The organism is Streptomyces halobius (genome assembly GCF_023277745.1).
In the GTDB taxonomy this organism is placed as follows: Bacteria; Actinomycetota; Actinomycetes; order Streptomycetales; family Streptomycetaceae; genus Streptomyces; species Streptomyces halobius.
In genome coordinates this window covers 7,480,060-7,492,422 of record NZ_CP086322.1, presented here as the reverse complement: position 1 = coordinate 7,492,422, position 12,363 = coordinate 7,480,060, and the positions used below count along the sequence as shown (strand labels likewise).

Genomic DNA, 12,363 nt, shown 5'->3' with positions numbered 1-12,363 from the left:
AACTCTGCCGTCCTACTCCCCTTCGTCCTGCCCCTCTTCGTCCCCCCCTCTGCCGCCCTACCCCGCGGCCGTCTCGGCCGCCGTCCCGATGCCGAGCGCGACCAGCACCCCGCCCGTGGTGCGCTCCAGATTGCGCTGCACCCGGGGCCGCCGCAGCCGTCGCAGCACCCGGCCCGCGCAGACCACGACCAGCAGTAGCCAGCCCGCGGCGATCACCGCGTCAACAACGCCCAGGAGCAGGGTGACACCGAGGACGGAGTGCCCCTCGGGGAGGAACTGCGGCACCACGGCCACGAAGAAGATCCCCACCTTAGGGTTGAGCAGACAGCTCAACAGCCCCTGGCGAAAGGCCCGCATCACCGCGAGGTGCGGAGCGGGCCGCCCGGCGCCCGAGGCATCACACGGCGTACCGTCCGGCCCGGCCGCTTCCTCAGCGGGAGGAACGGCCCCGGGCGCCTGCCCCGCGCCCGACCGCCGGTGCGCCCACAGCGCCTGCGCGCCGAGCAGCACCAGATAGGCCGCGCCGACGATCCGGACGACAGCGAACGCCGCGTCCCAGCGCTGCAGCGCCGCCGCCAGGCCGACCGCCGCGGCCACTGCCCAGGCGAGCGACCCGATCGCCGCTCCGAGGGCGGTGGCGGCGCCGGTACGTCGTCCACCGCGTACGCAATTGCGCAGCACCAGAAGGGTGTCGGGGCCAGGCGCCATGGTCATCAGCAGGGCGAACAGCGCAAAGCCCGCTACCGCAGCCGTCACAGCGATCTCCTGTCGTATGTGGATACGAATCAGGTGACCCTATCGGCCGTTCCCGTGGAGTACCCGACCGGCTGAACGGGCTGGCACGGATGGACCGCTGAACGGGCCGGCAGGGCTGGACCCGCTAAACGGGCTGGAAGGGCTGGGTCAACTCGTCGTAGACGCTGAGGACCTGTGCGACCGTTTCGTCCTCGCTGGGCCAGCCGGCCGCCTGGACGCGGCCCGCTTCGGCGAGCGCGTCCCGGCGCACGGGGTCCGCGAGGAGCCCGCGGACGGACCGGGCCAGAGCGGCGGCATCTCCGTAACGGACCAGTTCCGCGGCCCGGCCGACCAGTTCGCGGGTGCCTCCGGTGTCGGTGGCGACCAGCGGCACCCCGGCGCGGAGCGCCTCCTGGGCGATCAGGGAGCGGGCCTCCCAGCGGCTGGGCAGCACCACCAGGTCGGCGGCGGCGAGGAGTTCGGGCACATCGTCGCGGCGGCCGAGCAGCTGGACGGGCAGCCGTTCGGCATCGATACGCCGCTGCAGCGCGGACCGCTGCTCGCCCTCCCCCGCGATGGCCAGCAGTGGCTGCGGGTCGAGCGTGCACCAGGCATGTGCCGCGTCCAGCAGCATGTCATGGCCCTTGGACGGGGCGAGCCGGCCGACCGCGAGCAGCAACGGGCGGTCCACGGCGCCCAGTTCGGCCCGCTCTTTGTGGCGCGTCCGGTCCTGGTCCTCGGGCTCGGACGAGGCGGGGGCGGAGCGGGGGCGTGGAATCGCGACGGGCGCCAGGCGTGCGTCACGCGCGCCCCGTTCCCGCGCCCGGTCCACAAGATCGGAGCAGACCCCCAGGATCACTGCGGCGGCCCGCGCCGCCCGCCGCTCCATCAGATGCACGAGTCCGGCCCGCGCGCCCTCGCTGTGCGCCTTTGTGTGCCAGGTAATGACGAGGGGAACCCGCCCTCCCCTGGGGCCACGCAGTCCGCGCAGCGCCAGGGAGGCGCGCAGACCGGCCCGCAGACCGTGTGCGTGGACGAGGTCGGCGTCCCAGCAGGCGCAGCGCAGCGAGGCCACGCTCGCCGGGTCCGTATGCGGGGCGACCTCCGCGAACCGTGCGCCCGCTCCGGTGAAGCCGTAGGCCGTCTCGACGGCGGACGGGGCACAGACGGTCACCCGTACGCCGCGCGCCACCAGTCCCGCGGCCAGCGAGCGGACATGCGCGGCGCTGCCGCCGCTGCCGTGTCCCAGGACCTGGACCGTGCGCAGCGGCGACTGCCCGTGCGACAGGGGCGGTGTGCTGGTCACGTGGTCGGGCTCCTGGGTCGGCGGACGGTAGGGACCGTACCGGTGGGGCGGTCGGAGTACTACAAGGCGCTGCGGCGTGCTGGCGGGTGTTGCGGGTCGTGGCGGGTCGTTGCGAAGTGCGACAGGGGCGGTCCGGGACGGGCCCGATCGGGACCGGGCCGGGACGCCCGGAGGTGTTCCGGGCGCTGCGGCACCCGGCCGTCAACCGCGCTGACAACGCCCGACCGAAGCTGACGTCGCCCGACCGAACAGGACGCGGGGAACGCGCCCGATACCGCGCACTCAGCCCAGGATGCCAGCCCGGCGAGGTCAATTCGGCACCGTGGGCACGGCGTTCCGGTGGGAAGTCTCACCCGCGCATCCACGGGTTCACCCACATGGGCGACAAATCGGCCGTGGTGGTTGCCGTTCACCCGGGGCGCCGGGGACGGACGGGGCATAGGGGAACGAGCAGGGGCGGCGCCGGTGCTCGGGGAGGCGGCCGCCCCCTCCCTCCGCGCCGGATTGCGGTGTAGGTCGGCTTGCTGCGCAGGCGGTTCGTGCCGTTCGGTCGGTTCGCGCCGCAGGCCGATTCGCGGCGCATGCCGGCTCACGGCCTACGCCGGACCGGCGTACCTCAGACCGCGGCGACGGCCCCGCTGACGCGGTCTCCCGCAGCCGCGGCGGCGATCAGTGCGGCGGCGTGCGCGGTCAGCCCCTTGCGGCCGTTGCCGGTGACGATGGCGAGCCCAAGGGCCGCGCCGAGGGCATGCGCTCCGGCGTCCCCGAGCATCGTGCGCTCCCCGAGATCGTCCCCGACGACCGCGGCTATGGCACCCATGGACGCGGCGGACAGCGGGCCGGCCGCTCCACCGCGCAGCAGCCCCGGCGCACCTATGGCCAGTACGGCACCCGCCGCACGGCCCGGCCGGACGTCGAGGAGGTTCACCAGATGGGCCGACCCCGCGACCACCACGCCGGCCAGCAGTTTGTCGACCGGGCGCTCCTTCAGCAGGGCACCGGCGGCGAGACCCGCGGCACCGATCCCGAACAGCTTCACCGCTCCACTGGTGACCTCGCCACTCCGGAGTGCCGAGAGATGTGCCCGGAAACCGCGCCGGGGGTCAGTGGCGCCGAAGACATCGTCGTACGCGCCGCACTCCCCGGCGGCGAGCACCGCAAGGGCCGTCGCGCTCCGGGCCCGAGCAGGCAGTCCGGGCACGGTGGCGGCGGCGAGCGCGGTGCCGGTGGCCGTGGCGAGTCCGGCGTGCAGGTTCACGGTACGGCCCGCGTAATTCTTCCGCTCCCACAGGACGGCCCCGCCCGGCGGCCGGCTCTTCAGCACCCCGTATGCGGCCCGTGTCGCTCCTGCCGACCCAAGCAGCGCCCCGTATGCGGCCCGTCCGGCTCCCGTCGCCCCGAGCAGCGCCGAGATCCGTCCCCGCAACCTGCTGCCAGCCACCGCAACCCTCACTCCCCTGCCCGGCACCGTGCCGTGCTCGACTCCGGTCCACCCTAGAGGCCGAGATCTTCCCCGAGAGAGGGGCGAGATCTTCCCCGGGCACACCCGCCCACAGCCCTCCCTCCGGACGGGCGGCCCGAGGAGCCGCCAAGACCCGCCCTGTGCACCACCCCAGCGATCTACTGCGAGTGCCCCGCCGGCACCAGTGCTACCGCCCCGTCCGCGCCGTCTCCAGCAGTTCCTCGGCGTGTGCGCGGGCCGTCTCGGAGTCCTCCTGGCCGGCGAGCATCCGGGAGAGTTCGCGAACCCGTTCCTCGCCCTCCAGGACCGTGACACCGCTCCTGGTGACCGACCCGTCGTTGGTCTTCTCCACCAGCAGCTGGCGATCGGCGAACGCCGCGACCTGCGGGAGGTGCGTGACCACCACGACCTGCGCCGACTTCGCGAGCCTGGCCAGGCGCCGGCCGACCTCGACGGCCGCCTTGCCGCCGACGCCCGCGTCGACCTCGTCGAAAAGGTAGGTCGGTACGGGGTCGGAGCCGGCGAAGACGACCTCGACGGCGAGCATCACCCGGGAGAGCTCACCGCCGGACGCCCCCTTGGCGATCGGCCGGGGCGGCGCGCCGGGGTGCGGGGCCAGAAGCAGCTCGACCTCGTCGGCACCGGCCGGGCCGTAGGCGACATTGCGGCCGCCGACCATGATGCCGTCGGCGTCCTCCGGCACCTCGGCCTGCCGGATCTCGACGGTCACCCGGGCGTGCGGCATGGCGAGTTCGCCGAGTTCGGTGGTGACCGCGTCGGCGAAACGCTTCGCCGACGCGGTGCGGGCGTCGGTCAACTCCTGTGCCAGCTCGCCGAGTTCGGCACGGAGCGCGTCCCGCTCCGCGGTGAGCTCGCCGATCCGGCCGTCATCGCCGTCCAGTTCGGCGAGCCGCGTGGCGCTCTCCTCCGCCCACGCCAGCACCGCCGTGATGTCCTCGCCGTATTTGCGGGTCAGGTGGGTCAGGGCGGCGCGGCGCTCCTCGACCGCGGCGAGCCGCAACGGGTCGGCGTCCAGACCGTCCGCGTAACTGGCCAGCTCGCCGGCCACGTCCGCCATCAGGATGCCGATCTCACCGAGCCGCTCGGCCAGTGCGGACAGCTCCCGGTCATGGCTGCGTACGGCGTCCAGCGCGCGATGGGCGCCGGCGACCAGGGTGGTGGCGTCGACGCCCTCGGGATCCTCGGGGTTACCGGCCAGCGCGGCCTGCGCGGCGGTGGCGGCGGAGGCCAGCGCCTCGGCGTGCCCGAGCCGCTCGGCCTCGGCGGCGAGTTCGGTGTCCTCGCCCGGTTGCGGCTCGGCCGCGGCGATCTCGTCGAGGCCGAAGCGCAGCAGATCGGCTTCCTGGGAGCGTTCACGGGCCCGCGTCGTCAGTTCGTCCAGCTCGGCGGCGACGGCGCGCAGCCGGCGGTGGGCGGCCGCGTACTTGGCGAGCGGGACGGCGACCGCGTCGCCGGCGTAGCGGTCCAGGGCCTGCCGCTGCCGGGCCGGCCGCAGCAGGCCCTGCTGGTCGGTCTGGCCGTGCACGGCGACCAGGTCGTCGGCCAGCTCCCCCAGCAGGCCGACGGGTACGGAACGGCCGCCCACGTGGGCGCGCGAGCGGCCTTCGGCGGACACGGTGCGGCTGATCAGCAGCGCGCCGTCGTCCAGCTCCGCGCCGGCCTCCTCGGCCCGTACGGCCGCGGGGTCCTTGGCACCGATGGTGATCCGGCCCTCCACGACCGCCGACTTGGCGCCGATCCGCACCAGGGCGGGGTCCGCGCGCCCGCCGAGCAGCAGGCCGAGGCTGGTGACGACCATGGTCTTGCCCGCGCCCGTCTCGCCCGTCACCGCCGTGAAGCCCGGGGACAGCTCGACAACGGCGTCGTCAATGACGCCCAGGGACCGGATCCGCATCTCCTCCAACACGGATACGACCTTACGAGGTCCGGGGGCCGGCCCGCGACGGCCTCCCCTCTCTCCTGGCCGCGACCCTGAGGAAAACCCCACCGGAAATCGGGTGGATACCTGATGGTGCGGGACTGCGCTCGGCCGTCACGCTGATCACTGACAGCAACGGAAGGTGTGCTCATGCCGAGTGGATTGGTGCGTGCGACGCTGCGGGGTCACCGTCCCGCGCTCGCGGGGGGGGTGACGACGCTGTTCGCCGCGACCGGGGCCGGTGTGCCGACGGCGACGATCCCCCGCCGTCACCGCGGCGAGCCCCGGCGACAGCCGCAGCTTCCGCCCGCCCGCCGCGCCACGGAAATCCTGCCCGCGGCATGACTTCTGCCTGGCTCCTGGCCCGACTCCTGAGAGGTACGCCCGATGAACGGCCCACGACGCCCCCGCCGTACCGGCGGCGCGGCCGTGTTCCTCGCCGCCCTGACCGCCCTCACCACCACCGCCGCCTGTGCGGCCCCGGGAGGACCGGTCCGCGCGGATCGGTCCGGCGCGAGCCCCGGCGCTTCGGCTTCCGCTTCGTCCCAGTCCCTGGAAGGTGTCTGGCAGATGGACGGCTACGGCACCCTCGTCACGATCAAGGGCCGCAGCCTGCGGACGTACGAGACCACAGCCATGAGTTGCCTGCCCGGATCGGTGACGGGCACCCGCGCGGGCAGGTCCGACGGGCACGGCCGGAGCGTGTTCACCGTTCCCGACTCCGCCCCGATCACGGTGGTCCCCGCCGGCTCCGGCCATGCCCGGCTGTCCATCGAGGACACCGCCGGCCACCGCGGTCTGCGCCGCGTCGACGCGCTTCCGGACCGCTGCCGGAAGCGCCCGCCGAGCGATCCCCGGGCCGTCTTCGATGTGTTCTGGCAGACATTCGCCGAGAACTACCCCTTCTTCCGCGCGAAGAAGATCGACTGGTCGGCGGTGCGTGACCGCTACCGCCCCCGCATCACGGCGAAGACCACCGACGACGAACTCTTCGCGGTACTGCGCGAGATGATCGAGCCGCTGTATGACGCGCACACCCGTGTCATCGCGGGACCCGACCGGTGGTTCGCGGGCAAGCGTCCCGGCACCGTCCTGCCCACACCGGAATCCACCGCCCGCATCGACGAGGCGATCGCCGCGAACCTGGGCCCCGGCGTCACCCAACGGCGCTGGGCCCAGGGCAAGCTCACGTATGCCGATCTCCCGGGCCGCATCGGCTACTTCCGGGTCACCCAGTTCGCCGGCTACACCAAGAAGGGCGACTACGCCGGCGATGTCGCCGAGCTCGACCGCGCGCTGGATGCCGTGTTCACCAAGGCGCGTACGCAGGGCCCGAAGGCCCTGCGCGGCCTGATCGTCGACGTACGGCTCAACGGCGGCGGCGCGGACCCTCTCGGCCTGCGCATCGCCTCCCGGCTCACCGACCGCCCCTATCCCGCCTACCGCAAGCGGGCACGCAACAACCCCGATGAGCCCGGCAGGTTCACCACGCCCCAGCCCCTGCAGGTCCGACCGCACCGGGGCCCGGTCTACACCGGCCCGATCGCGGTCCTGACCGGACGGCTGACGATCAGCGCGGGTGAGACCTTCACCCAGTCCCTCATCGGCCGCTCCCCCTCCCCCACCCGCATCGGCGAGAACACCCAGGGTGTCTTCTCCGACGTGCTGGACCGCGCCCTGCCCAACGGCTGGTCCTTCGGCCTCCCCAACGAGGAGTTTCTGACCGCCGACGGCCACACCTTCGACGGCCCCGGCATACCACCGGCGATCCCCACCCCCGTCTTCACGGAGGAGGACCTCACGGCACACCGAGACTCCGCTCTCACCCGCGCCCGCGCGTATCTGTCGCAACGGGCGCACGGAAACGACAGCTAGGAGACTCATGAAGGCCTTGTTGAGGGGCTGTCCGGCCGCAGGCCGGTCGGCCCCTCTGGTCATGTGCCGTTGGGCAGGGTGCCAGGTGTCGCCGGTGCGGGTGAGTCGGAGACTGAGCAGTCGGCGGAGATTGAGGGCGGCTGCCCGGGTGTGGAGCCAGGTGTCGTTCTTGATGGTGCCTCGGTAGCGGAGTTTGCGGTTGCCTCGGTGGACGAGCCAGGCGACGGCGCGTTCGACGGGTGGCCTCCAGCGCCGGTAGGCGGCTTGCCAGTCGGGGTCGGTGGCGGCCTGGAGGCCGTGGTGGGAACGGATGGTCAGGATGCGGCCGGCCTTGGCCGTGGTGCACCGCTCACGCAAGGGGCATCCGGTGCACAGGTCCTTGAAGGCGGCTTTGCGCTGGTGGTGGCGTCCGCCGGGCGTGGAGAGGGGGACGGTGTGCCCTTGCGGGCAGGTCACGGTGGCGACGGTGGTGTCGATGGCGAAGCCGCTGGGAGGCCACCACTCACCGCGCCGTGTCGTCGTCGGTGATTCAGTCGTTGCAGTGGACAAATGGGACAGTTGCCATTCGTGGCTGTCGCCGGACGAACGGAATGGAGGGTGGCGCATGGGTGCGGCGACGCGGGCCAGGTCGGTGCGGCGGCAGGCGGTGCTGGTCGGTGCGGGGTTGGGCGCGGTGGCGTTGTCGGCGGTACCGGCGCACGCGGTCATCGGTGTCGGCAATCCCGCGTTCAGCAACACCTGCGCCAAGGCGGGAGGCGCGCGGGCAGCCGGTGCGACGGCATCCAGCAAGGGGACCTTGACGGGCAACGCCGGGCATCTGCCGGTCGGGCTGCCCCGCAACCACTGCGGCAACAGCGGCCTCACCTGCAACTTCAGCACCCTCAACGAGTACAACCTCAACGTCCCGATCATCAACTCCAGCTCCCTGCCCGCCGGCGCCGAGATCATCTCCCCACTTGCCAACGTGGTGTGATGCCCGTGCCGCGCGCTGCGTCCACCGGCAGGCGTCAGTGATAGACCAAGCGCAGCGAGTGAAGTGCGCCAGAACGCCGCGGCCTTTTCGACCTGACCTATCGGACAGGCCCTGGAAGGCCGATGAAGATCTTGCACGGGCCACCCGAGTCGCCCCGCTTTGCCCGCAAAAGTCAATCGGGGCAATCCACCGCACATCGGCCGCGTTGTCAAGATCTTCATCGGACTTCCAGAAGGCAGACGCCGGACGCGCGGGAGGCATCCGGCCCCCGAGTCCCGGCCGTAAGGGCCTGGCGGGTGGGGCCAGGCCCTAGTGCGGCGCCCCCCGCCAGCCCGCCACCGGCAGGGCGAACTTGGCGACCAGACGATCGGTGAAGGAGGCGTGATGCAGTCGCGCGAGACGTACGGGCACGGCGCCGCGGCGAACCTCCACCCGTGCGCCGGCGGGCAGTTCGACGCTGCGGCGGCCGTCGCACCACAGGACGCCGTGCGGGGTCTTGGGCTGGACCTCCACCGCCAGTACCGAACGCGGCGAGGTGACCAGCGGCTTGGCGAAGAGGGCGTGCGCACTGATCGGGACCATCAGCAGCGCCTCGACCTCGGGCCAGACCACCGGGCCGCCGGCCGAGAAGGCATACGCGGTCGAGCCGGTCGGGGTCGCGCAGACCACCCCGTCACCGCCGAAGCGCGACACGGGCCGGCCGTCGACCTCGGTGACGACCTCCAGCATCCGCTCCCGTGCGGCCTTCTCCACCGACGCCTCGTTCAGCGCCCAGTCGGTGTGCACGACACCGCCGTTGTTCCGTACGAGGACGTCGAGCGTCATCCGCTCCTCTACCTCGTAGGAGCGGCTGACGACCCGGTCGACGACCTTGTCGAGGTCGTCGCGTTCGGCCTCCGCCAGGAAGCCGACCCGGCCGAGGTTGACGCCGAGCATCGGCACTCCGGAGGTACGGGCGAAGTCCGCGCCGCGCAACAGCGTGCCGTCCCCGCCGAGCACCACCAGCAGTTCGCAGCCCTCGGCCGCGCACTGCTCCGACTCGACGCGCTCGACCTCCGGCGGCAGCGGCAGATCCGCGGCCTCCTCCGCCAGCACCCGTACCCCGATCCCGCAGCGCAGCAGTCCCTGGACGACGAGCTCGGCGCTCCGGATGGCCGCCGGGCGGCCGGTGTGCGCGAGCAGGAAAACGGTCCGCGGCGCGCCGTTCCCCTCGTGTGCTGCGCTGTCTTCAACTGCCTGAGTAGTGGTCAACGAGGCCCCTTCGCCACCGCACGGTCGACATCCGCCGGGTCGAGTGCGGGCGCCCCGGCGCGCAGCCACAGAAAGTACTCGACATTCCCGGAAGGTCCAGGCAGCGGGCTCGCGGTCACGCCCATGACACCGAGCCCCAGTTCGGCCGCCCGGCCGGCGACCGCGCGTACCGCCTCGGCCCGCAGTTCCGGGCTGCGCACCACCCCGCCGCTGCCGAGCCGCTCCTTGCCGACCTCGAACTGCGGCTTGACCATCAGCACCAGGTCGGCGTCGGGCGCCGTGCAGCCGACGAGCGCGGGCAGCACCAGCCCCAGCGGGATGAAGGAGAGATCACCGACGACGATGTCGACCGGCACCGAATCGACCTGTTCGAGCGTCAACTCGCGTACGTTGGTGCGGTCCCTCACGGTGACCCGGTCATCACTCTGCAAGGACCACGCCAGCTGGCCGTATCCGACGTCGACGGCGACGACATGGGCGGCGCCGGCCCGCAGCAGGACATCGGTGAAGCCGCCGGTCGACGCGCCCGCGTCCAGAGCCCGCCGGCCCTTGATCCGCAGTCCCTGCGGGACGAAGGCGGCGAGGGCGCCGGCGAGCTTGTGGCCGCCGCGCGAGACATAGTCGGGGTCGCTCTCGTCCGCGCGGACGACCACGGCCGCGCTGGTCTCCACCTGGGTGGCCGGCTTGGACGCGGTCGCCCCGCCGACGGTCACCCGCCCCGCGGCGATCAGCTGGCTCGCGTGCTCGCGCGAGCGGGCCAGCTTGCGGCGCACCAGCTCCGCGTCGAGTCGGCGTCGTGCCACTCCTGCCACCTGTGGTTCAGCTCCTGTTGTCGTACGTCGTTGTGTCACGCGTCGTCGTGTCACGCGTCCTCGCGGACGGGGTGGGCTGCCCGGGGCGCTGGTCGAGGGCGGCCAGCGCGTCGCGCAGCCCACGGTGCACATCCTCGTACACCTCGAGGTGCCCGTCGGCGGGGAGGTGGTCGGCGTCGGCGAGACGCCGCAGCCGGGCGTCCACGATGGCGTCCCCGGTCGGAGTGATCGCGATCCCGAGCGGCTGCGGTCCGGCGGGCCCCAGGGACCCGGCGGGCGCGGCGTCCCCCGCCGAACCGCCCGCCCCGGTGGGCTCGGGGGACGCGGTGGGCTCGGCGGACACGGTGGGCTCGGCGGACACGGTGGGCTCGGCGGACACGGTGGGCTCGGCAGACTGGTCGGACTCGGCAGGCTCGGCGACCACAGTGCGCTCCCCGGCCACGGCGGGCCCGACGGCCACGGCGTGCTCCGCGGACGCGTCGGAAGCGCCGGACTCGTCGGAAGCGCCGGGCTCGCCGGACTGGGCGTGCTCCCCGGCCACAGCGCGTTCAGCGGCCACAGCGTGCTCCGCAGCCACGGCATGCTCAGCGGATAGGGCGGGCCCCTCGGATCCCGCGGGTGCCTCCGGCTCCGGGCCGGACGTCGGCTCTTGCATGCCTTGACGCTACCTCGGCGGAGGGTGTCGACGCCGAACGAGCCGCCCGCGACCTGGCGTATCGTCGTCCGCGATGGCAACGATCGACCAGTGCCGCGCCGCGCTCGACCGGCTGGCCCAGAACATGTCCACGGCGGACGGCGAGGTACGCAGCGCCGCCGCGCTCGACCGCTCGCTCAGCTGCCGCATCACGGACCTGGACATCACGTTCCTGGGGCGCCTCGCCGACGGCACCATCCGGGATGTGACCAGCGTCCCCGGCCGCCCGCCGCACAAGGCCGAGATCCGGCTCACCATGGCCGGGGACGATCTGGTCGCGCTGGTCGACGGCCGGCTCAACTTCGCGAAGGCGTGGGGCAGCGGTCGCGTCAAGCTGGAAGCGGGCCTGCGCGACCTGCTGCGCCTCAGGACGCTGCTGTAGTCGCCGCCGTAGTCACGGCCGCGGCCCGCCCGGAGCCGCCGACCGCACCGCCCTCCGCGCTCTCCGTACCCTCCGCGCCCTCGGTACCCTCCGCCGTCACCGCGCCGCCCCCGCCCCTACGGGTCTTGCGCGCCGCCGGGACGACCAGCGGGGTGCCGGTCTCCGGATCGTCGATGACCTGGCAGCCGAGCCCGAAGACACGCTCCACCAGCTCCGCGGTGACGATGTCCGCCGGCGCGCCCTGGGCGAGGATCGCGCCGTCCCTCATGGCGATGAGGTGGGTGGCGTACCGGGCGGCGTGGTTGAGGTCGTGCAGCACCGCGACAAGGGTCCGCCCCTGCTGCTCGTGCAGCTCCGCGCACAGGTCCAGGACCTCGATCTGGTGCTGGATGTCCAGGTATGTCGTCGGTTCGTCCAGGAGCAGCAGCGGCGTCTGCTGGGCGAGCGCCATCGCGATCCACACGCGCTGGCGCTGCCCGCCCGAGAGCTCGTCGACATAGCGCTCGGCCAGCTCGTCGACGCCGGTCGCCGCCATCGACTCCTGGACGATCCGCTCGTCGTCGGACGACCACTGGCGCAGCAGGCCCTGGTGCGGGTAGCGGCCGCGCGCCACGAGGTCCGCCACGGTGATCCCGTCCGGCGCGGTCGAGGACTGGGGCAGCAGCCCGAGCGTCCTGGCGACCTTCTTGGCCGGGAGGGAGGAGATCGCCGAACCGTCCAGCAGCACCGATCCCGCGCTCGGCTTGAGCATCCGCGAAAGGGCGCGGAGCAGCGTGGACTTGCCGCAGGCGTTGGGTCCGACGATGACCGTGAAGGAGTGGTCGGGGATGGCGACGGAGAGGTTCTCGGCGATGACCCGCTGGTCGTAGGCGAGGGTGACGTTCTCGGCCGTGAGACGGCTCACTTCAGGGCTCCCGGGGGTTGTCGTATCGCT

At 73.0% G+C, this 12,363-nt stretch carries 12 protein-coding genes and 1 pseudogene; 4 read left to right on the top strand and 9 right to left on the bottom strand.

Features of this window, described 5'->3' with window-relative positions; translation table 11 throughout:
- Window positions 1-57: 57 nt before the first annotated feature.
- From K9S39_RS33975 to recN, 4 genes are all read right to left on the bottom strand, one after another.
- Window positions 58-756: a LysE family translocator gene (locus K9S39_RS33975; RefSeq protein ID WP_248867145.1), complete on the bottom strand. Its 699-nt coding sequence runs from the start codon at window positions 754-756 to the stop codon at window positions 58-60.
- Window positions 757-880: 124 nt separating this feature from the next.
- On the bottom strand, window positions 881-2,041 hold the full coding sequence (locus tag K9S39_RS33970; RefSeq protein WP_248867144.1) for a glycosyltransferase family 4 protein: 1,161 nt from the start codon (window positions 2,039-2,041) through the stop codon (window positions 881-883).
- Window positions 2,042-2,657: 616 nt separating this feature from the next.
- A complete protein-coding gene (locus K9S39_RS33965; protein WP_248869084.1) occupies window positions 2,658-3,446 on the bottom strand; it encodes a hypothetical protein in 789 nt (262 codons plus the stop codon).
- A gap of 244 nt (window positions 3,447-3,690) precedes the next feature.
- Window positions 3,691-5,418 carry a DNA repair protein RecN gene (gene recN / locus K9S39_RS33960; protein WP_248869083.1) on the bottom strand — a complete coding sequence of 576 codons (1,728 nt, stop codon included), beginning with the start codon at window positions 5,416-5,418 and terminating at the stop codon, window positions 3,691-3,693.
- A 174-nt stretch (window positions 5,419-5,592) separates the two neighbouring features.
- Here recN and K9S39_RS33955 point away from each other — a divergent pair, with 174 nt between their 5' ends.
- Together K9S39_RS33955 and K9S39_RS33950 are read left to right on the top strand one after the other, a co-directional pair.
- Window positions 5,593-5,787: a hypothetical protein gene (locus K9S39_RS33955; protein WP_248867143.1), complete on the top strand. Its 195-nt coding sequence runs from the start codon at window positions 5,593-5,595 to the stop codon at window positions 5,785-5,787.
- 42 nt (window positions 5,788-5,829) lie between these two features.
- Window positions 5,830-7,317 (top strand): S41 family peptidase, encoded by a 1,488-nt coding sequence (locus K9S39_RS33950; RefSeq protein WP_248867142.1) that lies wholly within the window; start codon window positions 5,830-5,832, stop codon window positions 7,315-7,317.
- Window positions 7,318-7,443: 126 nt separating this feature from the next.
- On the opposite strand, the pseudogene K9S39_RS33945 reads toward K9S39_RS33950, so the two are convergent.
- A pseudogene (locus K9S39_RS33945) lies at window positions 7,444-7,923 on the bottom strand (transposase); the annotation flags it as partial.
- Between K9S39_RS33945 and K9S39_RS33940 the strand changes: the two are divergent.
- Window positions 7,922-8,290 carry a chaplin family protein gene (locus K9S39_RS33940; RefSeq protein ID WP_248867141.1) on the top strand — a complete coding sequence of 123 codons (369 nt, stop codon included), beginning with the start codon at window positions 7,922-7,924 and terminating at the stop codon, window positions 8,288-8,290. The pseudogene K9S39_RS33945 and the gene K9S39_RS33940 overlap by 2 nt on opposite strands.
- 309 nt (window positions 8,291-8,599) lie before the next feature.
- Here K9S39_RS33940 and K9S39_RS33935 read toward each other — a convergent pair whose 3' ends face one another.
- The 3 genes from K9S39_RS33935 to K9S39_RS43155 are packed head-to-tail and all read right to left on the bottom strand — an operon-like array spanning window position 8,600 to window position 10,912.
- A complete protein-coding gene (locus K9S39_RS33935; RefSeq protein WP_248867140.1) occupies window positions 8,600-9,541 on the bottom strand; it encodes an NAD kinase in 942 nt (313 codons plus the stop codon).
- A complete protein-coding gene (locus K9S39_RS33930) occupies window positions 9,538-10,353 on the bottom strand; it encodes a TlyA family RNA methyltransferase (protein ID WP_248869082.1) in 816 nt (271 codons plus the stop codon). Before K9S39_RS33930 ends, K9S39_RS33935 begins: the two co-directional genes overlap by 4 nt.
- 7 nt (window positions 10,354-10,360) lie before the next feature.
- Entirely contained in the window at window positions 10,361-10,912 is a 552-nt protein-coding gene (locus K9S39_RS43155; RefSeq protein ID WP_406708063.1) for a hypothetical protein, read from the bottom strand.
- A gap of 169 nt (window positions 10,913-11,081) precedes the next feature.
- Here K9S39_RS43155 and K9S39_RS33915 point away from each other — a divergent pair, with 169 nt between their 5' ends.
- Window positions 11,082-11,429 (top strand): SCP2 sterol-binding domain-containing protein, encoded by a 348-nt coding sequence (locus K9S39_RS33915; RefSeq protein WP_248867139.1) that lies wholly within the window; start codon window positions 11,082-11,084, stop codon window positions 11,427-11,429.
- On the opposite strand, the gene K9S39_RS33910 is transcribed toward K9S39_RS33915, so the two are convergent.
- A complete protein-coding gene (locus K9S39_RS33910) occupies window positions 11,413-12,333 on the bottom strand; it encodes an ABC transporter ATP-binding protein (RefSeq protein ID WP_248867138.1) in 921 nt (306 codons plus the stop codon). The two genes, K9S39_RS33915 and K9S39_RS33910, sit on opposite strands and share 17 nt — an antisense overlap.
- Window positions 12,334-12,363: the final 30 nt, after the last annotated feature.